This is a genomic window from Psychrilyobacter atlanticus DSM 19335 (assembly GCF_000426625.1).
Lineage (GTDB): Bacteria > Fusobacteriota > Fusobacteriia > Fusobacteriales > Fusobacteriaceae > Psychrilyobacter > Psychrilyobacter atlanticus.
On record NZ_KE384547.1, the window covers coordinates 501,682 to 522,400 of the forward strand.

Annotated in this window: 19 protein-coding genes and 1 riboswitch; of the genes, 16 read left to right on the forward strand and 3 right to left on the reverse strand. The window is 32.7% G+C overall.

Annotated features, from left to right (window positions below; genetic code table 11):
* Positions 1-7 precede the first annotated feature (7 nt).
* The 3 genes from K337_RS19045 (at position 8) to gltX (ending at position 4,401) form a co-directional block, all read left to right on the forward strand.
* Positions 8-1,621: a sensor domain-containing diguanylate cyclase gene (locus K337_RS19045; RefSeq protein ID WP_051251574.1), complete on the forward strand. Its 1,614-nt coding sequence runs from the start codon at positions 8-10 to the stop codon at positions 1,619-1,621.
* A gap of 150 nt (positions 1,622-1,771) precedes the next feature.
* Positions 1,772-2,870, forward strand: a protein-coding gene (gene prfB / locus K337_RS0102850; protein ID WP_156877296.1) for a peptide chain release factor 2 whose coding sequence is annotated in 2 segments (ribosomal slippage) — positions 1,772-1,843 and positions 1,845-2,870 — 1,098 coding nt in all. Because the reading frame shifts where the segments join, the coding sequence is not laid out codon by codon here.
* 19 nt (positions 2,871-2,889) lie between these two features.
* Positions 2,890-4,401 carry a glutamate--tRNA ligase gene (gltX, locus tag K337_RS0102855; protein WP_028855251.1) on the forward strand — a complete coding sequence of 504 codons (1,512 nt, stop codon included), beginning with the start codon at positions 2,890-2,892 and terminating at the stop codon, positions 4,399-4,401.
* Positions 4,402-4,513: 112 nt separating this feature from the next.
* Here gltX and nagE read toward each other — a convergent pair whose 3' ends face one another.
* Complete coding sequence (nagE, locus tag K337_RS0102860; protein WP_028855252.1) at positions 4,514-5,941, reverse strand: N-acetylglucosamine-specific PTS transporter subunit IIBC; 1,428 nt, start codon at positions 5,939-5,941, stop codon at positions 4,514-4,516.
* A 339-nt stretch (positions 5,942-6,280) separates the two neighbouring features.
* Here nagE and nagB point away from each other — a divergent pair, with 339 nt between their 5' ends.
* The 3 genes from nagB (at position 6,281) to K337_RS0102875 (ending at position 8,607) form a co-directional block, all read left to right on the forward strand.
* A complete protein-coding gene (gene nagB, locus K337_RS0102865; RefSeq protein WP_028855253.1) occupies positions 6,281-7,108 on the forward strand; it encodes a glucosamine-6-phosphate deaminase in 828 nt (275 codons plus the stop codon).
* Positions 7,109-7,135: 27 nt separating this feature from the next.
* The gene (gene nagA, locus K337_RS0102870) at positions 7,136-8,272 is read left to right on the forward strand and encodes an N-acetylglucosamine-6-phosphate deacetylase (RefSeq protein ID WP_028855254.1); all 1,137 of its coding nucleotides are present in this window, start codon (positions 7,136-7,138) and stop codon (positions 8,270-8,272) included.
* Positions 8,273-8,355: 83 nt separating this feature from the next.
* Positions 8,356-8,607, forward strand: coding sequence for a YfgJ family double zinc ribbon protein (locus K337_RS0102875; RefSeq protein ID WP_037029113.1), 252 nt, complete (start codon positions 8,356-8,358; stop codon positions 8,605-8,607).
* Positions 8,608-8,660: 53 nt separating this feature from the next.
* Here K337_RS0102875 and K337_RS0102880 read toward each other — a convergent pair whose 3' ends face one another.
* The gene (locus K337_RS0102880; protein ID WP_028855256.1) at positions 8,661-9,188 is read right to left on the reverse strand and encodes a GNAT family N-acetyltransferase; all 528 of its coding nucleotides are present in this window, start codon (positions 9,186-9,188) and stop codon (positions 8,661-8,663) included.
* Between the two features lie 192 nt (positions 9,189-9,380).
* Here K337_RS0102880 and K337_RS0102885 point away from each other — a divergent pair, with 192 nt between their 5' ends.
* The 9 genes from K337_RS0102885 to K337_RS0102930 all read left to right on the forward strand — a co-directional run bounded on the left by K337_RS0102885 (position 9,381) and on the right by K337_RS0102930 (position 18,375).
* Positions 9,381-9,713 carry a DUF805 domain-containing protein gene (locus K337_RS0102885; RefSeq protein ID WP_028855257.1) on the forward strand — a complete coding sequence of 111 codons (333 nt, stop codon included), beginning with the start codon at positions 9,381-9,383 and terminating at the stop codon, positions 9,711-9,713.
* Positions 9,714-9,725: 12 nt separating this feature from the next.
* Positions 9,726-10,082 carry a DUF805 domain-containing protein gene (locus K337_RS0102890; RefSeq protein ID WP_028855258.1) on the forward strand — a complete coding sequence of 119 codons (357 nt, stop codon included), beginning with the start codon at positions 9,726-9,728 and terminating at the stop codon, positions 10,080-10,082.
* Positions 10,083-10,111: 29 nt separating this feature from the next.
* Positions 10,112-11,494, forward strand: coding sequence for a dGTP triphosphohydrolase (gene dgt / locus K337_RS0102895; RefSeq protein WP_028855259.1), 1,383 nt, complete (start codon positions 10,112-10,114; stop codon positions 11,492-11,494).
* 17 nt (positions 11,495-11,511) lie between these two features.
* The gene (locus K337_RS0102900; protein WP_028855260.1) at positions 11,512-13,164 is read left to right on the forward strand and encodes a ComEC/Rec2 family competence protein; all 1,653 of its coding nucleotides are present in this window, start codon (positions 11,512-11,514) and stop codon (positions 13,162-13,164) included.
* A 106-nt stretch (positions 13,165-13,270) separates the two neighbouring features.
* A complete protein-coding gene (locus tag K337_RS0102905; protein WP_028855261.1) occupies positions 13,271-14,011 on the forward strand; it encodes a site-2 protease family protein in 741 nt (246 codons plus the stop codon).
* A 329-nt stretch (positions 14,012-14,340) separates the two neighbouring features.
* A complete protein-coding gene (locus tag K337_RS0102910; protein WP_028855262.1) occupies positions 14,341-14,940 on the forward strand; it encodes a trimeric intracellular cation channel family protein in 600 nt (199 codons plus the stop codon).
* Positions 14,941-14,951: 11 nt separating this feature from the next.
* Complete coding sequence (locus K337_RS0102915) at positions 14,952-15,524, forward strand: IMPACT family protein (RefSeq protein ID WP_028855263.1); 573 nt, start codon at positions 14,952-14,954, stop codon at positions 15,522-15,524.
* Positions 15,525-16,043: 519 nt separating this feature from the next.
* The gene (locus tag K337_RS0102925; RefSeq protein ID WP_028855264.1) at positions 16,044-17,771 is read left to right on the forward strand and encodes a phospho-sugar mutase; all 1,728 of its coding nucleotides are present in this window, start codon (positions 16,044-16,046) and stop codon (positions 17,769-17,771) included.
* 193 nt (positions 17,772-17,964) lie between these two features.
* Positions 17,965-18,375 (forward strand): hypothetical protein, encoded by a 411-nt coding sequence (locus K337_RS0102930; RefSeq protein ID WP_028855265.1) that lies wholly within the window; start codon positions 17,965-17,967, stop codon positions 18,373-18,375.
* A 349-nt stretch (positions 18,376-18,724) separates the two neighbouring features.
* Here K337_RS0102930 and K337_RS0102935 read toward each other — a convergent pair whose 3' ends face one another.
* A complete protein-coding gene (locus K337_RS0102935; RefSeq protein WP_028855266.1) occupies positions 18,725-19,408 on the reverse strand; it encodes a Crp/Fnr family transcriptional regulator in 684 nt (227 codons plus the stop codon).
* 86 nt (positions 19,409-19,494) lie between these two features.
* Positions 19,495-19,591: riboswitch (purine riboswitch) on the forward strand.
* 83 nt (positions 19,592-19,674) lie between these two features.
* On the opposite strand from K337_RS0102935, the gene K337_RS0102940 reads away from it, so the two are divergent.
* On the forward strand, positions 19,675-20,682 hold the full coding sequence (locus tag K337_RS0102940; protein ID WP_028855267.1) for a BMP family lipoprotein: 1,008 nt from the start codon (positions 19,675-19,677) through the stop codon (positions 20,680-20,682).
* The last annotated feature ends 37 nt before the right edge of the window (positions 20,683-20,719 follow it).

The window sequence follows — 20,719 nt, forward strand, 5'->3', positions numbered from 1 at the left end:
GGTTATTATGAATATACAAAAAAGTGTAATAAAAATTTCAGTGATTAGTTGTTTAATACCCATCTTTTTTCTTGGGATATACAGTTTTATTTTGACGCAAAATGAAACTAAAAGGAGGGAGCAGGAAAAAATTGAATTTATCTTTGCCTCGGAAAAAAAACAGTTAAAATTAATCAATGATAAGATGGAGGCCGTATTAGATCTTTTAGAATTTTTCGTAATTCACAGCATAGAAGAAGATTCTCACAAAGATAAATTTGAAGAGCTGATAGAGGGAATGATGGGCCGTATAGTGATTGATAATAAAGAGGTTGAAAATATATTTTATGGGGATGAGAATGGGAAATTCTTCCTAGAGGGGTCAGGGTTTATACCAGAAAGATATGACCCAAGGAGCCGGCCGTGGTACGAAGGAGCAATAGAGGGAAGTCAAGATTATTACACTACAGATATCTATAGGTTTCCAAATGGAGAGAGTGGAATAACAATAGCGAAGACCGTATATGCTCAAGATAAAGTTTTAGGTGTTGTAGGAGTGGATCTGAATTTTTCAGATTATCAATTAAAGATGTCTGACTTGTCCTTTGGGAAAACAGGAAAGATGTTTATTATGGATAAGAAGGGGTTACTTGTTGTAGATACCGGAGTAAAAGGTGTAAGTGATAAAAATATAACTTTGATAAAAAAATATATGGAATCAAACTTTGATAGTGAAAAGTCTTATTTAGATGAAATTGTGAGACTAAAAAAACCTATAAGATTTGATATAGATACTCATGATGGTGAAAAATATTTTAGATTAGAGCCTATTTTAGAATTAGGATTAATCATGGTAGGTGGAACATATAAAAATGAGTTGAAAGAACTGCCTTTTAGTATAATAAAGGCTGGGATTATCATTAGTTTAATAGGAACTATAATATCTCTGTTGATAATAAATTCATTTTCTAAAAGGTTAAAGGTTCATCTAAAAAATTTAAGTGTTTTAATAGAGGGAATTTCCAATGGGAATTACAGTAAAAATATAGAAGAAATACTGATGTATATATCCGATGACTCTGAATTAAATGTAATAACAAAAGAAGTAAAAAATATTCAAAAGAATGTCAAAAATAGAGAGACTGAGTTAAGGGAAATCGCCAAGCGAGATCCTCTTACCGGTGTATATAATAGGCAGAGTCTCACGACTTTTTTAGAGGATGAAATAGTTAAAAATAAGATGTTTCAGTCAGGATTTTCCATAATTATGCTTGATTTAGATAATTTCAAAAATATAAATGATCTCTACGGCCATGTTTTTGGAGATTTTGTATTAAAGGAAGTATGTAAAGTTTTTATGGAAGAAACCAGTAGGATGGATAAGGTGTGCAGGTATGGAGGGGAAGAATTTTTAATTATACTTCCTAGTACAAATAGAAAAAATGCTTTTAAAGTAGGAGAAAGGTTAAGGAAGGAAATAGAAAATCGTGAATTTTTGGATAACAAGAAGAAAATAAAGGTAACTATGAGCGGCGGAATAATGGAGTATGAAGAAGGATTAAGTATCGAAGAGTTGATAGAGATAGTCGACAAGTCCTTATATAAGGCTAAAAGATCGGGAAAAAACAAAATTTTATATTAAAAATTATAATTTGGAGATATGGTGGCAGCATTGAAAATAAAGGAATTTCATGCTATAATTTTCTGAATAAAAATAAAATAAAATTGTAATTTAAAGGGAAAAATATAAGGCCATTATGGTTGAATAAAATAGAGAGTATAGGCGGTAAATATGGATATTTTAGAGATAAGAAGGGAAATGATAGAAGTTAAAGAGAAATTAACTGGAATTAGGGGGCATCTTTGACTTAGAAAAAAAAAGTGATGAGATAAAAGAACTAGAAGGTCAAACCCTAAAAGATGGATTTTGGAACGACAAGAAACAAAGTTCTAAAATAATTAAAAATTTAAACTCTTTAAAAGCCGTTGTAGGAGAATACAATGATATATCTGATGGGATAGATGAATTGGATGTGCTCATTGAATTTGTAGAAGCTGGTGAAGAAGAATTTGCAGAGGAACTTCAAACTAAATTTTCTAAACTCTTAAAGGAGATAGAAGATTTTGATACCAGTCTGCTTTTAGATGGCGAATATGATGAAAATGGTGCTATCTTTACTATCCATGCAGGAGCAGGAGGAACAGAATCTTGTGACTGGGCAGAGATGCTATATAGGATGTACAGCAGGTGGTTTAATTCTAAGGGATATAAGGTAGAGGAACTGGATTATCAGGCAGGTGACCAGGTAGGGATAAAATCCATCACCCTTTTAGTAAGTGGCTCGAGAGCTTATGGATATTTAAAAGGCGAAAAAGGGGTTCATAGATTAGTTAGAATATCTCCCTTTGATGCCGCTAAAAAAAGACACACATCTTTTGCCTCCATAGATGTATCTCCAGAAATTGATGATACTATTAATATTGAGATTGTTTCTAGTGATCTAAAGGTTGATACATTCAGAGCAGGAGGAGCAGGAGGGCAGCATGTAAATACTACCGATTCAGCGGTAAGGATTACTCATCTCCCAACGGGAGTAGTTGTTGGGTGTCAGAATGGTAGGTCACAGCTTCAAAACAGAGAAACGGCTCTAAAGATGTTGAAATCTAAATTGTTAGAGATAGAGATGAAAAAAAGGGAAGATGAATTAAAAAAACTCCATGGAGAACAGTCTGATAACAGTTGGGGAAACCAAATAAGATCCTATGTATTTCAGCCATATACCATGGTAAAGGATCACAGAACTAGTACAGAAAGTGGTAATGTAAAAGCAGTTATGGATGGAGAGATAGACAACTTTATAACTGGATATCTGAGATGGATAAAAAAATAAATTTAGGAGGAATATAGATATGTGTAAAGAAATTAGAACGAGAATAGCACCTTCTCCAACAGGAGATCCCCATGTGGGAACAGCTTATATAGCTTTATTTAATTTAGCTATGGCTAAGAAAAATGGAGGTTCATTTTTACTTAGAATAGAGGATACAGATCAGACTAGAACAACTGCTGATTCAGAAAAGCAAATATTTGATACTTTAAATTGGTTAGATCTAGGTTGGGATGAAGGTCCAGACGTAGGTGGAAATTATGGTCCATACAGACAATCTGAGAGATTTGACTTATATGGGAAATATGCTGCTGAATTAGTGGAAAAAGGAGAAGCTTACTACTGTTTCTGTACGAGAGATAGATTAGATAAATTAAGAGAGAGACAAAAAGCCATGAAAAAGGCTCCTGGATATGATGGACATTGCAGATCACTATCTAAGGAAGAGGTTGCAGCTAAATTAGAAGCTGGAGAGGAATATGTAATCAGACTTAAGATGCCATATGACGGTGAAACTGTGATAAAGGACGTTTTAAGAGGGGAAGTTAGATTTGAGAATAATAAGATTGACGATCAAATTTTGTTAAAAGGTGATGGATTCCCGACTTATCATTTAGCTAACGTAGTAGATGATCATTTAATGGGGATAACTCATGTTATAAGAGCGGAAGAATGGATTGCTTCTACTCCTAAACATATCCAAATGTACAAAGCTTTCGGATGGGATATGCCTGAATTCGTTCATATGCCATTACTTAGAAATGCAGATAGAACAAAGATATCTAAGAGAAAAAATCCTGTATCATTAAATTACTATCTTGAAGAGGGTTATTTAAAAGAGGGAATGATAAACTTCTTAGGTCTTATGGGATATTCTGTAGGAGAAAATAAAGAGATCTTTACTTTAGATGAATTCATAGAAACTTTTGATATCACAAGAGTATCATTAGGAGGACCAATCTTTGATTTAGAAAAATTAGGATGGGTAAATAACCAACATATGAGAATGAAAGACTTAACAGAATTAACTGAGATGTCTAAGAGATTCTTCGTTGAAAGAGGATTTGTATCTGAAAATGCAGATGAAAAAGAAATGAAAACTTTAGAGAGAGTAATCGATATATTAAGAGAACCTGCAACTACTATGAAGGGATTAGCAGCATTAGCTGACATCTACTATATAGATGAATTTAAGTTGCCTGAAACAACTGAAGAGATGAGCAATAAGCAGAAAAAACCTATTCAGAGATTACATAACGCTATAAAGGGTGAAGACGAGATAAAGGCAATAAAGTATTTCGTAGAGAAATTAGAAGGTGCAAATGAAGTGTTAACTGTAGAAGAAGTAAAAGCTATGTTAAATGATACTTTAGAAGCTATGGGAACAGGACCTGGTAAAGTATTTATGCCGCTTAGAGCAGTAATTACTGGTCAAGGAAAGGGTGCTGAATTATACAATGTTATCTCTATCATAGGGAAAGCAAGAACTTTAGCTAGAATCAAAAATATGAACGAACAATATAAGATATACTAAATATAAAAAGGGAACTAATCATATGATTAGTTCCCTTTTTGCTTTATTCATTGTTAAAATAATGGTAATAAAAAAATAAGGTCAACCAAATGGTCAACCCTATTTAAATATTTTATTTAGCTAATCTTTTTAATTCATCACAAACAAATTCTACATGTGGTCCGACGATCACTTGTACAGATGTTTTTCCTGGTGTTAATACTCCAGAAGTTATCTTTTTAATTTTTTCTTTTTGAACTAAGTTTTGGTCTTTAACCTCTAATCTAAGTCTAGTAGCACAGTTGTCTATATCGACTAAATTGTTGATACCACCAAGGTATTCTAATAATGCCTCAGCAGTGGCTGTGTGAGTTGTAGGAGAAGAAGTTTCTTCGTCTTCATCAACGTCTTCTCTACCTGGAGTTTTTAAGTCAAACTTAGTAATTACCGCAACAAATACGAAGTAGTAAATAGACATAAAGATTAAACCTTGAACGATAAGCATATAAGGTTTATTTGCTAACTTAGTACCAGATGATAGGATGAAGTCAACTAATCCTCCTGAAAATGCAAATCCAGCAATCCAGTGCATACTAGCTGCAATAAATACTGATATTCCAGTAAGAACAGCATGTATCAAGTATAAACCAGGAGCTAAGAACATAAATGCAAACTCTAGAGGTTCAGTAACACCAGTAAAGAAAGTAGTGAATCCAGCAGCCATCATTATAGAAGCAACTTTGTTTTTGTTTTCAGGTTTTGCAGTTTTAACAAATGCAGCAGCGGCTCCTACTAATCCAAACATCATGATAGGGAAGAATCCAGCCATATACATTCCTGTAACACCTTTAGTCCCTGTTCCAGCCCAGAAGTTTCCAAGGTCATTAATTCCAGCGATGTCAAACCAGAAAACTGCATTTAATGCATGGTGTAGTCCAACTGGGATTAATAATCTATTTAAGAAACCATAAATTCCGGCTCCAATAGGTCCCATAGCAGAAATAGCAGTTCCAAAAGAAACTAATCCCCCAAAGACTACCGGCCAAACAAACATCAATACAAATGCAACCGGGATCATAATAGCAGCTGTCAAGATAGGTACTAATCTTCTACCTGAGAAGAATGAAAATGCTTTATGTAACTCAACTTTACTAAACTTATTATATAGTGAAGATGAGATAACCCCTACTAAGATACCAATAAATGGATTATTGATCTTTCCAAATGCAACAGAGATATCTTCAGGCTTGATATGTTGAATTTGAGCAACTGCTCCTGGAGATAATAGGGTTGTAATAACTTTAAAACCTACTAAACCAGCTAGTGCTGCAGCACCATTTTTGTCCTTAGACATACCATAAGCAATACCAACAGCAAATAAAATAGGGATATTATCGATAATCGAAGCACCAGCTTTGATTAATATTGCAGCAGTAGCACTGTTAGCTCCCCATCCAGAAGGGTCAATCCAATACCCGATACCCATTAATATTGCAGCTGCAGGCAGAACTGCTACAGGAACCATAATGGCTTTACCAATTTTTTGTAAAAATTTAAACATATTACTCCTCCTTAAAATTAAATAATTATAAAACTTTTATACGGTTTAAAATTTCTTACATTAGATTAAGATACTCACTAACTCCTTAATCTCCTACTAAAGATTTTCTTAAATTTATACCTTTTTAAAAGGAAATAAATTGATGCGATATAATACAGTATATATTATTAAGCAACACTCTTTAATAACATAATACAGTATGATTATATCAAAAATCAAGCTTTTTGTAAAAAAAATTCATTTTTTTTAAAAAAATGTGTTTTTTATTCAAAAAAATTGACAACGGGAAAAAATAAAACTATAATTTGATAAATAAAATATAAATTCGGAGGGAAGATTATGAGAGTTATAATTACTGAAAAAAATATTGGTGACTGGGCAGCATGTTATGTAGCGAATAAAATATTGGAGGCAAAACCTAGTGCAGACAAACCATTTGTATTGGGATTACCCACAGGGTCTACACCTTTAGGAATGTATAAAAGGCTTATTCAGTTTAATAAAGACGGAATAATCAGTTTTGAAAATATAGTGACATTTAATATGGATGAATATGTAGGTTTAGACAAGGAACATCCACAGAGTTATCACTACTTTATGTATGAGAACTTTTTTAACCATATAGATATAAAGGAAGAAAATATCAATATTTTAGATGGGATGGCTTTAGATTATAAAGCTGAGTGTGCAAGATTTGAAGAGAAGATGAAAGCTATAGGAGGAGTGGATCTATTTTTAGGAGGAATTGGTCCAGATGGTCATATTGCATTTAATGAACCAGGATCATCACTTACTTCTAGGACGAGGGATAAGGAATTGACAGCAGATACCATCATAGCTAACTCAAGATTCTTTGATGGAGATATAAATAAGGTGCCGAAGCTGTCATTGACTGTAGGAGTAGGAACTATACTAGATGCTAAAGAAGTTTTGATCATGGTAAATGGTCATCATAAAGCTCGTGCACTGCGTCAGGCTGTAGAAGAAGGAATCAATCATATGTGGACAATTTCAGCTCTTCAGATGCATGAAAAAGGTATCATAGTATCAGATGAAGAGGCTACAGTAGAATTAAAAGTAGGGACTTATAGATATTTTAAAGATATCGAAAGTGCAAATTTAGATTCGGAGAAATTAATTGAAGATTTATACAATAGAGTAAAATAACATTAGTTTAAAAAGGAGATGAAATATATGTACGCATTGGTAGGAGGCAGAGTATTTACTGGAGAAAAAACTGTCTTTAACAGGGCAATTATTATAGACGAGAAAAAGATAAAAGAGATAGTTAAAACAGAGGATCTAGATACTTTATATCCAAATATAGAAAAAAAAGATATAGGTGGGAATCTTATAGCACCAGCATTTATAGATTTACAGCTTAATGGCTGTGGAGGAGTTCTTGTAAATGATAATTTATCGGCTGAAACATTTAAAATAATGAATGAAACCAATATAAAATACGGGTGTACATTATATACTCCTACCCTTATTACCTGTGAGGATGAAAAGATAGAGAGTGCTCTTCAGGTTATGGAAGATATTGAAGATATTGAAAGTTTAGGAGTTTTAGGGCTTCATATAGAGGGGCCCTATATATCTGCAGATAAAAAAGGAACTCACAGGGAAGATTTGATTAGAGTCTTATCAGATAAAATCATAAAAAAGATCTCTAAATCAAAAACAACTATTCTTACTCTGGCACCTGAAAATGCTAAGGCAGAACATATAAAAACTCTTGTAAATGGGGGGATAAATGTGGCTTTAGGACATACCAATGGTACCTATGAGGAGGTAATAGAGAAGAAACCTTATGGAATAACTTTGGCAACTCATCTATATAACGCTATGAGTTCATTTACTCACAGGGAACCAGGAGCTATAGGAGCTGTGTTGGATTCTGAAGATATTCGAACAGGGATAATAGTAGATGGATTTCACTGTCACTATGCAAGTATAAGAATAGCTAAAAAATTACTGGGAGAGAGATTATATCTTGTTACGGATGCAGCGTCTCCTGCTGGGACTGATATGCCTGAATTTATGTTTGAGGGGAAGAGATGTTTTCATAAAGATGGTCAGCTGAGAAATGAAGAGGGAAATCTGGCTGGTTCGGTACTGACTATGGATCAGGGTGTAAGGAATTTAGTAGAACATGTAGGAGTATCTTTAGAGGAAGCTCTGAGGATGGCATCTCTCTATCCTGCTAAAGCAGTGAAGATAGATGACAGGTATGGAAGAATAGCTGAGGGTTATACAGCTGATTTAGTTATTTTAGATGAAAAACTAGAATTAACAGATGTAATAGTAAAAGGAAAAAGCAGAAGATAGGTTAAAAAAACTTCTAATTGCATATTTGTAATTAGAAGTTTTATTTATTTTGTAGTAAAATAAATAAAAAGGAGTGTTAGCTTATGAATGAATTAACAAAATGCCCAAATTGTGGTGGAGATATAATTAAAAATAATGGAACAGGGGAACGTTATTGTGGAGACTGTAAAAAAAGGTTTGTAAAAAGAGCACTTTGTGAAGTGTGTGGAGAGGAGTTAGAAAAATTGTCTTCTTGCGGGGCACAACAGTTTTTTTGCAATAGATGTAAAGTTTTAAAGTCTAAAAAAGAGCTAGATTATTTTTTTAGAGAAGCAAAGGATGAAGAAAAAAATTAAAATTAAACCTGGCTAATAATTAGAGGTAAGACCTCTAATTATTAGTTAGGTTTTTATTTATAGTACTCCTTTTTCAACATACTCATCAATATTTCATCGTGATACTTCCCCTCTCTGAAAAGTTCCTCCCTTAGAACACCTTCCTGGGTAAAACCACATTTTTCATAACATTTAATGGCTCTTTCGTTGAAAGAGTAGACACAGAGAGCTATCTTATTGACATTCATCTCCTCAAAGACAAATTTAACCAAGGTATTTATTGCGTCACTTCCGTACCCCTTACTCCAATATTCCTTATCTCCTATAAATATTCCAATCTCTACTTTACTATTTTTCCAGTCGATACTGTTTACCCCGCATCCACCAATATACTTCCCCTCCAAAGTCTCTAAAGCAAATGTATAAGTGTCTTTTACAGCGCTGATACCGCTGTACCATTTCTCCTCATCTTCCAATGTATATGGATAAGGTATTGCAGGCTGCAAATTTTTCCTTACCTCAAAGTCATTTAAAAATTCCTTAGCTTTTTCTATGTCTTCCTTTCGATATTCCCTCAATCGTACTAACTTACCTTGATACATATCTTCCCCCTATAAAATTAATTTATAATAAGAGTTTAGCTTATAAGTTATAAAAAGTCTATTTTATAAATTAGGAGTATAGCGATAAAAAAAAGGAAAAATCAGGTGATTTTGGTAATAAATCAATTAGAAGCTTTTAAGTTATTAAAGAAGTTTCAGCATCATACCTCAATTAAATAAAGGGAGGAAAGTATGAACTATTATTTTGATGTTTTTAAACGTTGGAGAGATTACGAAGGGTTTACAACGAGGAAAGGATATTGGATGTTTACCTTGATTAGTTGTATTATATTTTTAGCAATATCCGTTGTGGATAATTTCCTGTATGGTGATCAACACTTTTTAAAGAGTCTATATATATTGTTTATTTGGACTCCTGTAATAGCACTTCATTGTAGAAGGTTACATGATGTCGGTAAAAGCGGTTGGTGGCAAGCTATAGGATTGATACCTATAGTGGGGCCTATATGGGTTTTGATACAATTGGCAAGACCTGGGTTTGTAGTAGGGGAATATGAAGATTAAGGGAGGTTAAAAATGAACTATTATTTAAAGGTATTGAGACAGTATAAAGATTTTTATGGCAGAGCTGACAGGAGGGAATACTGGATGTTCGTATTGGTCAATTTTGCAATAAATATAGCGTTGGCTACAGTGGAACAGGTGATAACTCCTGAAAGTGGAATTCTTTCGGGAATATATGCATTGTTTATATTTATCCCGGGAATTGCAGTGACTATAAGAAGATTGCATGACATAGGAAAGAGTGGGTGGATGCAGTTGGTTATACTGATCCCATTAGTGGGGTGGATCTGGTTCTTAATTTTAATGGCTAAAGAGGGAGAGGACAGTAGAAATCAATATGGAGAGAGCGTAAGGGAAACAAGGTTTTAATAAAATAGAAATTATAAAAGGGTGATACTATGAAATGGGATAAATTACTGGATGTAGAATATTTTAGAGATAAAAATATAGAAAACCAATTGGAGGAATTAAAAAAAGATTCTTCTAAGATCATCTTCAGTTCGGCTTTTAGAAGGCTGCAAAATAAGACTCAGATATACCCATTGGAGAGTAATGATTTTGTCAGAACAAGGCTGACACACTCCATAGAAGTATCTACGATAGCGCAAATAATAGGAAATAAAGTGGAGAAAAAGCTGATAGAGATGGAGGAGCTACCAAAAGAGAAGAAAGGGATGATTGAAAGTATTTTAAAGGCAGCATCCCTAATACACGACATAGGGAATCCTCCCTTTGGTCATTATGGAGAATTTATCATCCATGATTTCTATACTAAATATTTTGAAGAAAAATTTGAAAATAATGTTGATTTTTATGGGTACCCCTGGTCGCTAGAGGAACGGTATGATTTTGAAAAATTCGAAGGAAATGCCCAGGCTTTTAGGCTCCTAAAAAAGCTACAATATCTAAGAGATGAAAATGGACTCAATCTTTCATTTCAGACTTTAGCTACAATAATAAAATATCCCAGATCTTCTACAGAGGGATGTATAAAAAATGAAGATCCCAGCTATAAAAAGTTTGGATATTTTTCCAGTGAAAAGGAATCCTTTGAAAAAATATTTGATGCTCTGGAGATAAGAAATAAGGAGAACGAGATAGTACGATATCCGCTGGTTTATCTATTGGAAGCGGCAGATGACATTGCATATACAATAGCTGATATTGAGGATGGATGTAAAAAAGGTGTTTTAGGATTGGGGATTATCAAGGAGAAATTATTTAAATATTGTGACATAACGAGGGAAAAAGAAAAAGAGATATTGGAGAGTTTAGAGGTTATAGAGGTCGATCTAGATTATCCCAAACCCTTTGAGATAGCGATCCAAGTGGCGAGAAAGAAATTGCAAAACTTTATGATGGATTCAGTTGTAGAGACTTTTATAGAGTATTATGATGAGATTATGGAGGGGAACTATAAGGGTGAACTTTTAAAAAATTCAAAGGCATGCTGGGTAGAACATGCTTTTCGTGAACTTTTAGAAATCCTGATCAGTGAAAAGGAAGTAATAAAGTTAGAGGTTGCAGGGGATGCAATAATTAGGGTTTTATTGAAGGAGTTTACAGATGCTGTGGCTTCTCCTAATAGGGAAATAGTGGGGACTAAGGAACAAAAACTATTTCGATTAATATCTAGTAATTATAGATTTTTAATGAAAAAATATCCAGATAGTGAGAATAAATTATATAATGAGCTGCACCTGGTAACGGATTTTGTCTGTGGGATGACAGACAGTTATGCTCTAGATCTATATCAGGCTATTACAGCTATTAAATATTAAAATAGGGAGGAGATCTTATGGATATAAGTATGATATTTTTCTTAAACGCAATATTTGTATCTGTAGTCAATATTTTAGGAGGGAGGGAAGCATTGCTTTTTTCCCTTTTGTTTATCATAGGAATTTATTTTAAGAGAAAAGACAAGATCTTAGTATTAGTTTTGATGGGAATGACAATATTTCTATATGGGAATTACAGTCTAAGAACTATGGAAAAATTAAGTGTAGGAAAAACCTATGAATTTCAGATGGAAACAATATCAGACAGAGCTAAGATAATAAAAGCGGATGAAAAGTATTTGAAAATTAACTATTACCCTATTTTAGATAAATTTTTAGAAGAGGGCTCCTATAATGTCCTGGGAAGGATAGGTAAAATAGAAAACAATAGGGTAGAGATGGTTATTTTAAAAGAGGAAAAGATAGAGACTAAAATCAGAGACTTTTTAAACAATAAAGTAGATAAAGTTGGATCTGATTTTTCCTATGAATTTCAAAATTTTATAAAGGCAGTTTTATTGGGAAGGAAAGAGGGAATATCTGAAGAGATCAGAGAGAAATTTAACTATACAGGAACTTCACATATTCTTGTAATATCAGGTCTTCATATAGGAATAATAATAGTTTCCATACTATTTTTGTTAAAACGGCTGCCATACCAGATAAGATATGGGCTGGCAGGGGTAATTCTGACAGCTTATTGTTATGGGGTAGGATTTACTCCCTCTGTTCAACGGGCCTTCATTATGGGAATCCTATATCTGGCTGCTAAATTTTTTTATGAGGAGAGGGAGATGATAAAAGCATTGATGGTAGCTTTTATAGTCTCTAATTTTATTAATCCCTATGCTATTAGGAGTATCTCCTACCAAATGTCCTATCTGGCTCTTACAGGAATATTGTTTTTAGATCCTAAAGTTAAGGAGTGTTTAGGAGAGATCTTACCTAAAAAACTAATGAAATATAAGGTTGTTAATTTTCTTATATTAAGTTTTTCCATCCAAATTATTTTGATACCTATATTTTTATATTACTTTAGAGTTTTGCCTTTATTTTCCTTTATACCAAATTTAATAGTTATTCCACTGGGTTCGGTCACGGTACTGATATTGTTTATATCTCTCCTTCTATCCTTTATAGGATTGGAAAAAGTATTGATTCCAATTGGATATATGTCTTATAAAGCTTTGATTATTATAATAGGAATATTTTCTGAAATTCCATTTTTAACTTTGACATTTTATGGTAAAATCTCCTTATTATTATATATCTTCTTATATGTTATAATACTGTTATTCATCCTCTTTAAAAGGGAAAAAATAAGAAGATACTGGTATATATCTTTAGGGATAATCCCATTAATATTTCTAGTGCCATCACAGAGGATAGAAAAATTAGATTTGAAATGGATGAACTATAGGAGTGTTCCCAATAAGATATTATTTTTGAATAAGAAACCAGAAAGAAGAGATCTTATTTTGCTGAAAGATAGTGGAATAAATAGGTTGGACTATATAGTAACCTCCTATGAGATGAAAAATGATGAGTTAAGGAAAGCTTACCCTGGTGCAGAGAATACAATACTAAATAAGGGTGAGGGACTAAGGGTAGAAGATGAATATTTTACAAATGAAAAAGGAAAGATAAAGATAAAAGAGAGCAAAAGATAAAATTTATGGAAAGAATAAAAGAATATATAAACTAGAGTGTGCCTCTCTGGATGCAGCGTCACGTTGCTTTTTTAAGTGGTGTAAAGTGAAAAAAAGGAGTTAAAGTATGAAAGAGTTTTTTGAAAATTTTAAATATGTAAATAGAGATATGCCCAGATCTACTAAGATTATCTATGGAGGTTTGGCAGGTTTATTATTGGTGTTTATGACAGGGCGTTTGATAAAAACACCAACAATCCTTATTATGATTGGAATCCTCATGGTATCTATAATATTGCACGAGTTAGCTCATGGAGTGACAGCATATTTAAATGGAGATTCGACAGCTAAGGTGATGGGACGTTTGACATTAAATCCCATAAAACATATAGATCCTTTGGGGATGTTACTTCCTATTGGACTTATCTTGATGGGTTCCTCCTTTGTTATAGGGTGGGCGAAACCAGTTCCAGTAAACTATCGAAATTTAAAAAAGGGAGAATTTAGTGTTTTCATGGTATCTATAGCTGGAGTAGTGGTGAATTTCACCTTGGCTTTTTTAGGTGCTACTATAATTAAAATTTTTCCAGAAATATATATGACGAATGATATAGTTCATACGGCTACAGTTTATTTAATCAGGATAAATTTAGTTTTAGGAATATTTAATCTCCTGCCTATTCCGCCTTTAGATGGTTCAAAAATCCTATGGAGTCTAGGAGGGGACTGGATAAAAGATATGGTTGAGAATTTAGACAGATATGGATTTTTTATAATAATTGTACTAAGTTACCTAGGAATATTATGGAAGATAATCGATCCAATATTTGGATTTTTAGTGAATGTCTTAAATATGTATATACAGTAAAAGTTAGTTAAGAAGAGGTTCTTCACAAGGAATCAAAAACTGAGGAACCGTAAAAGACATAATGACTGAAAAAGCTAAAAAATGAAAGAAGATAGAGGAAACATTTAAGTGAAAGAAATATCAAAAAATACTGTTAAGATTAATAAAAAAAATTTTCTAAAAACATACTAATAATATATTGAAAAAATGGGACAAATATGATATTTTATACGGATAAGATGAAAAAAAGAAAAGATTTATAGGGAAAATATGGAATAAACGGGGCAATTCCTCTTTTTTATAATTTAACAATCTACATCTTAAATTATTATATTTTATTAGGAGGAAAAATGTTTCAAGTTATTTATATTTTAGGTGTAATGGCATCATCAATCTCAGGAGCATTAAAGGGTGGGAAACACAATTTAGATGTATTCGGAGTAGCAGTAATAGGTTTGACCACAGGACTAGGTGGAGGAGTGTTAAGAGACGTGATTATGAATCAGGTTCCCTTTGCAGTAAAAAATGAATGGATTGTATATGTTTCATTGGGAGTATCCGTTTTAGCATTTTATTTTTCAGACAAGGTAATATATTACTATAAGGTAGTAAAAACATTGGATGCAGCAGGTCTTGCAGTCTTTGTAGTAATAGGTGCAGATAAAGGAATAGACAGTGGATTAGGTATATTGGGAATAGCTATAATGGCTACTCTCACAGGAGCTGTAGGAGGGTTATTAAGGGATATATTCGTAAGAGAAGTTCCTTATATATTTAAAGAAGATGTGTATGCGTCTCTTTGCATGGTATCTGGGGCAACCTATGGTATCTTAGTTCTTTATACAAATATAGATAGGATATTATTAAAAAACATAGCTGTCATAACTATATTTACCATAAGAGTAGTTACGATTAAATATAATATTCATTTATCTAAAAAAATACTATAAGGTGAGATAAAATGAAAACAATAGAAAGAGAATGTGTGATACAGTTTGAGATAAAAAAATCCAAATTTATAGGATATATAAAACCAATTTTTACTAAAAATGAAGCTGAAGATTTTATAAAAAAGATAAAATCAAAACATTCAGATGCAAGGCATAATTGTAGTGCATACAAGGTTTTAGAAAATGGTCAGGAATACTACAAGGTAGATGATGACGGGGAGCCTAGTGGAACAGCAGGGAAACCGATGGGAGAGATCTTAAATATACTGGGAGTCGATAATTTAGTAGTAGTAGCTACCAGATATTTTGGTGGTATAAAATTAGGAGCCGGAGGGCTTATTCGAAATTATGCTAAAACTGCAAAATTAGCTGTGGAAGAAGCAGGAATAGTAGAATGGAATCCTAAAATAAATGTAGTAATAGAATTTTCTTATGACAGATCTACTCAGATAGATAAGTTATTGGAAGGGGAAGAGGAGTTTTCCAAGGAATATGGGGAACAAATTCTCTATAGGGGAAGAGTTTCAGAAGAGGTTCTCTTAAAGTTAAAGGAAATAAGAGGGATTATATTGATAGAAAATTAAGGCTGAATTATCAGCCTTTTTTTATTATTATAAACTTCGTGTCAAAGTCAAGTTCTAAGGGTTCCGCCCTTAACTGGGTTCATTTCTTTTCATGATCAAAAGAAACGAACCAAAGAAAAACTCACTTTTTCTAAATCATGTTATAGAGTGAGACCATGGATTCCCGTTTCTTAGTGGGATGCCTGACGGGCATAGGTAGGTCCGACGAAACTCGTAAGACATCTACTGAGGAGTAGGGTAACATCTAGAAAAAGGAATTAAAATTAAGAAAAAACAAGGTTTTAACCTAAAAAAGATTTTCTTTGTGATGAAAGGTCTAGGGTTTAAAAATCTATATTGATCTGTGTAATCTGTGTCAAAAAATTCTTGTGGTTTAGTAGTAAAATTTTAAAATATGGCTTAAGGGGAGTGGAGGGTAAAACAGGTGGTGGGTAGATTTGGATCGAAAATCTTACTTGAAAAAAATATGGAAAAAAAGTATTATCTATTAGAGGTAGAAATTAAAATTGGAGGGGAACTATGAAAGATTATATGAAACAATATGAAATATGGTTAAATTCACCACATATAGATAAAGAGGACAGGGAAGAATTAGCTTCTATAAAGGGAGATGAAAAGGAGATAGAGGAAAGATTCTATACTGAATTGGCATTTGGTACAGGAGGATTAAGAGGAGTTAGAGGAAACGGAATAAACAGAATGAACAAATATATGATTAGAAAAGCGACTCAAGGGTTTGCAAACTACCTATTAGAAGTAGATGCAGAAGCTGTAAGAAAAAAAGGTGTAGTGATAGCTTATGACTGTAGGATAGGATCTGTAGAATATTCATTGAATACAGCTTTGGTTTTAGCTGCTAATGGAATTCCTGCATATCTATTTGAATCTCTTAGATCTACCCCAGAACTATCATTTGCAGTAAGGGAGTTAGGAACTCAGGCAGGAATAGTAGTAACTGCATCACATAATCCGGTAGAATACAATGGATATAAAGTTTATTGGAATGACGGGGCTCAATGTGTAGAACCTCATGCCAGCGGAATAGTAAATGGTGTTACCAATGTTAAAGATTTAGGAGATATTAAACTTATCTCTGAAGAGGAAGCCAAATCTAAGGGATTATTGACTATGGTAGGGAAAGATTTAGATGATAAATATATGGAAGTTGTAAAAACAGAGCAGATTATAACTGATATCCCAAACAAAGCAGATTATAAGATTGTATATACTCCGTTACACGGAACAGGAAGAGTTCCTGTACAAAGAATATTGGATGAATGTGGATTTAAATCGGTATATACAGTACCGAGTCAGGAGATGCCTGATGGAACATTCCCTACAGTGGGATATGCAAACCCTGAAGACCCAGCAGTATTTAAATTGGGAATTGAATTAGCTGAGGAAAAAGGTTCATCGATTGTAATGGCAAATGACCCTGATGCAGATAGATTGGGAATAGCAGTGAAAGATAAAAAAGGCAACTGGTCATATCCAAATGGAAATCAGGTAGGATTATTACTGATGGAATATATATTGAAGTTTAAAAAGGATATCCCTTCTAATGGTGCAGTGATTTCTACTGTAGTATCTACACCTATGCTGGATGAAGTAGCAAAAGCTCACGGGGTAAAGATGTATAGAACATTGACTGGATTTAAATTTATAGGGGAAAAAATTAAGCAATTTGAAGATGGAGTTTTAGATGGAACTTATGTATTCGGGTTTGAAGAATCTTACGGATATCTGATAGGTACCCATGCTAGAGATAAAGATGCCATCGTAACTACTATGATCTTATCTGAGATGGCAGCTTATTATGAGTCTATCGGGACAGATATCCCAGCAGAATTAGATAAGATGTATGATAAATATGGATGGTATAGAGAAGGAATAACAGCAATAACTATGGGTGGGAAAGATGGAGCAGAACAAATTACTAACATCATGGAAACTCTAAGAGAAAATACTCCTAAACAACTATTGGGTCAAGATGTAGTAATAGTAAGAGATTTCGAGTTACAGACAGAATGTGATAAGACATCTTGTACAGAGATCAAATTAGATCTGCCAAAATCTAATGTACTTCAATTTGTTTTAGCTGATGGGACATATATAACAGCTAGACCATCTGGAACTGAGCCGAAAATAAAGTATTATTTTGCTGTAAAATCAGATAGTAAAGTAAAAGTAGAAAGAAAACTAGAAGAGACTATGGTGGAATTCGGAGAATTTACAAAGGGGTTATAGACCCTCTTCCCTTCTTAACGGTTTCTCTTATATAGGGAGAAACCAAGGCAAAAGAGTTATAGTTTTAAAGAAGAAATATATAGTTCAGAAGAAAGGAGAATCGTAGATTCTCCTTTCTTTTTGTATATTGATAAAATTTTAGTGAATCATATGGTAGAATGTAATATAAAAAATATTTAGGAGTTGAAAGATAATGGAAAACGAAAATCACGTATTAAAGATAAAGGAAAAAGTAGCTGATCATATAGATGGAAGATTTATTTCAAATGTTATAGAGGGAGAATATATATATACTCTAAAATATTGTAAATTAGATAAAGCAAAATTTGGATATAAATTTATGCTGATGTTATTTAAGACTAGCTATGATGGGGAAAAATTTGTAAATGAAGGATGTGTAGATAATATCTTAATAGGATTTGATAAGGTATACATGACAGATCTTAGAAATAAAAAAGTTAGAGAGATCTATTTATCATTGTTTGAAAAAATTAATAGAATGAAAAAAGAACTTGCAGAAGAAAAGAAAATCATCTGGAAAGAGATAGTTCCTACTATTAAAGCAGACATTATAAATATGAAGCATGATTTAAAAAATATGTAGTTTATTTTTTAATTTGAGATAAAAATAGGTTCTAAGGGTGTCACCCTTAACTGACTCCATTTCAGATATGCGAATATTTTATTTTCTTCTAATAACATTAGAAAAAAATAAAAATGCAGTAAAAGAAAAGAAAGAAAAATCTTATACTTTCTCGTTATGGCTTCTCTCAAATAGAGAAGTCGAAACAATAACCATTTGATGTTATAGAGTTAATCCATGGATCCCCGTTTCTTATAGGGATGCCTGACGGGCATAGCTGGTACGACGAAACTCGCAAGATTTTTACTGAGTAGCAAGGTAACATCTAGAAAAAGAAATAAAATTAAAAAAAAGAGCGAAAGCTCTTTTTTTAATATAGTTCTATATAATACTCACTTAGTTTTTCATAATCTGTAATGATTATCCTTCTTTTATCTTTCTTTATTAGTCCCTGTTCAATGAATTTTTTCAAAACTCTATTGAGGTGCCTATAACTGGTTCCTAAAAGCTGAGACAGGTCGTTAAAACTTGTAGATTCTATCAAAATTTCATCTCCTTTTTCCACAGCATGGTTGATGAGGTAGTTAGCTAAAACATGCTCAAAACTATAGGAGGAGGAGATAATATTTGAATTAACGGTAGTCTGTAATTTATTCAGGGTAGAACTATACAGGTATTTCCAAAATATGGGATCATTGGCAATTAACTTTGAGAAGACGCTCATACCAATACCGATTACGGTAGTATCTTCAGTAGCAATAATATCATATTTTGAATATGGATTATTAATGATTTCCATCTCTCCTAACATCTCCAAAGGTTTACTGTAATCAATTAGAAGTGACTTTCCATTTTCTAAATTTAAAACTATTTTTGTTCCTCCGGTAACCAATAGATAGAAATAATTCACCCTTTCAGAGGAGGTAAATAGGTGTTCATTCTTTTTAAATTGGTAGAGGGTCATATATTTTTCAAGGTTATTTGAAAAAATAGAGTTGATATTATATAATTCAATATATTTTTTTAATAAATTGGGACTATTAATGATTTTCATCGACTACACCTCTCTTTTAAATTAATTTCATGGGTAAAAAAGGACATAGGACCTATTTTTATTTATGGTATTATACTATCATATTACCATAAAAAAATAAATCAACTCATATAAATTTGTGATATGGACAAAAGTTTCTACGGCTAACCTAAATTAGCCACTATGAGTAAATTGCGAGCAGTTTACTTTTTGGTAAGCTGTTTTTAGTTTTATATATACAAATAAGATACTGTTGATGTTGTTTAAAAATTAGGAGGAATGAAAAGATGAAAAGAGTAATATTATTTTTAATGGGTTTAAGCTTGATCTTATTGACTGCTTGTGGAAAGGGAGAGGATTCTAAGAGCGCAGGAAATGAAGGTGTAAAAAAAGTTGACTATAAAGTAGGAATAGTACTTGGTTTAGGTGGATTAGGAGATAAATCTTTTAGTGATTCAGCTTATGAAGGACTTTTAAAAGCAGAAAAAGAATTAGGAGTAAAAGTTAAATATGTGGAACCTACAACACTTTCAGAATTCGATCAATTTTTTACTGAATTTGCAGAAGCAAATTATGACCTTATAATTGGTGTAAGTTTTGATGCTGAAAAAGGTATTGAAAAGGTAGCTAAAGAGTATCCAGGAAGTAATTTTGTACTTATAGATTCAATTGTAGACCTTCCAAATGTAAAATCTATAATGTTTAATCAAAAAGAAGGTTCTTTCTTAGCGGGAGCTTTAGGACAAATGGTAAGTAAAACTAATTCAATTGGATTTGTAGGAGCAGTAGAAGCCCCAGTAATAAAGAGTTTTTATGAAGGGTATGAGCAAGGAGCTCACTATATGAATTCAAATACTGAAGTAAAAGATATATATGTTGGTGGAAGCAATCCATTCAATGACCCTGCTAGAGCAAAGGAATTAGCTATCTCAATGGCAGAAAACGATGTAGATGTTATATTTACAGTAGCAGGTGGATCTGGTAGAGGAGTTATGGAAGCTATAAAGGGAAGAGAAGATCTATATGGAATTGGTGTAGATTCAAACCAAGACGGAGAAGTAGAAGGGAAAATCTTAACTTCAATCTTAAAAAGAGTAGACATATCTGTATTTAATGCAGCTTCAGAGGGCTTAGCTGGAAACTTTAAAGGTGGAACAGTTGTCTTAGGATTAAAAGAAAATGGAATGGGAACTACTAACTTTGAATTTTCTAAAGAGCTTATCGGAGAAGAAAATTTAGCTAAATTAGAACAAATAAAGAAAGACTTAATTTCAGGAAAGATTGAAATAAAATAAATTTTAAACCCTTCAATTTTGGAGGGTTTTTTATTAC

Bases quoted from the DNA above. Each gene is read 5' to 3' on its own strand.
- K337_RS0102935 (WP_028855266.1), bottom strand. From the start codon at position 19,408: ATGAAAATCATTAATAGTCCCAATTTATTAAAAAAATATATTGAATTA.
- K337_RS0102925 (WP_028855264.1), top strand. From the start codon at position 16,044: ATGAAAGATTATATGAAACAATATGAAATATGGTTAAATTCACCACAT.
- dgt (WP_028855259.1), top strand. From the start codon at position 10,112: ATGAAATGGGATAAATTACTGGATGTAGAATATTTTAGAGATAAAAAT.
- K337_RS0102880 (WP_028855256.1), bottom strand. From the start codon at position 9,188: ATGTATCAAGGTAAGTTAGTACGATTGAGGGAATATCGAAAGGAAGAC.
- K337_RS0102875 (WP_037029113.1), top strand. From the start codon at position 8,356: ATGAATGAATTAACAAAATGCCCAAATTGTGGTGGAGATATAATTAAA.
- K337_RS0102900 (WP_028855260.1), top strand. From the start codon at position 11,512: ATGGATATAAGTATGATATTTTTCTTAAACGCAATATTTGTATCTGTA.
- K337_RS0102885 (WP_028855257.1), top strand. From the start codon at position 9,381: ATGAACTATTATTTTGATGTTTTTAAACGTTGGAGAGATTACGAAGGG.
- K337_RS0102890 (WP_028855258.1), top strand. From the start codon at position 9,726: ATGAACTATTATTTAAAGGTATTGAGACAGTATAAAGATTTTTATGGC.
- K337_RS0102910 (WP_028855262.1), top strand. From the start codon at position 14,341: ATGTTTCAAGTTATTTATATTTTAGGTGTAATGGCATCATCAATCTCA.
- K337_RS0102915 (WP_028855263.1), top strand. From the start codon at position 14,952: ATGAAAACAATAGAAAGAGAATGTGTGATACAGTTTGAGATAAAAAAA.
- nagE (WP_028855252.1), bottom strand. From the start codon at position 5,941: ATGTTTAAATTTTTACAAAAAATTGGTAAAGCCATTATGGTTCCTGTA.
- nagB (WP_028855253.1), top strand. From the start codon at position 6,281: ATGAGAGTTATAATTACTGAAAAAAATATTGGTGACTGGGCAGCATGT.
- K337_RS0102940 (WP_028855267.1), top strand. From the start codon at position 19,675: ATGAAAAGAGTAATATTATTTTTAATGGGTTTAAGCTTGATCTTATTG.
- nagA (WP_028855254.1), top strand. From the start codon at position 7,136: ATGTACGCATTGGTAGGAGGCAGAGTATTTACTGGAGAAAAAACTGTC.
- K337_RS0102905 (WP_028855261.1), top strand. From the start codon at position 13,271: ATGAAAGAGTTTTTTGAAAATTTTAAATATGTAAATAGAGATATGCCC.
- K337_RS19045 (WP_051251574.1), top strand. From the start codon at position 8: ATGAATATACAAAAAAGTGTAATAAAAATTTCAGTGATTAGTTGTTTA.
- K337_RS0102930 (WP_028855265.1), top strand. From the start codon at position 17,965: ATGGAAAACGAAAATCACGTATTAAAGATAAAGGAAAAAGTAGCTGAT.
- gltX (WP_028855251.1), top strand. From the start codon at position 2,890: ATGTGTAAAGAAATTAGAACGAGAATAGCACCTTCTCCAACAGGAGAT.